Below are 221 nucleotides of genomic sequence, written 5' to 3'. Positions count from 1 at the left end.
GCAGCAAGGGTTATGGTACCATTGGGCGCATTGAGACTGCCTGTATTGATGACCGTTCCCCCAATTAAGGTTAAACTTTGCCCCACATTAACAGCTAAATTTCCTTGATTAATAATTGCGCTGGGTTGGGAAACATCAAAGGCAAATTGAAAAGGGATTCCTGTTAATTCTGTGTAATTGTTTTCTCCAAAAGCATTAAACCATTGATTATTGCCAAAACC

The 221-nt window shown here is 39.8% G+C and carries 1 protein-coding gene; it reads right to left on the bottom strand.

Annotated elements, in window-relative coordinates; genetic code table 11:
• Positions 1–221, bottom strand: a 221-nt coding sequence (locus JUI58_RS00485) for a hypothetical protein (protein WP_204101793.1), incomplete at both ends; no start/stop codon positions are given.

Source organism: Spirulina sp. CCY15215 (genome assembly GCF_016888125.1).
In the GTDB taxonomy this organism is placed as follows: domain Bacteria; phylum Cyanobacteriota; class Cyanobacteriia; order Cyanobacteriales; family Spirulinaceae; genus CCY15215.
This window is presented reverse-complemented; position numbering and strand designations above follow the sequence as displayed.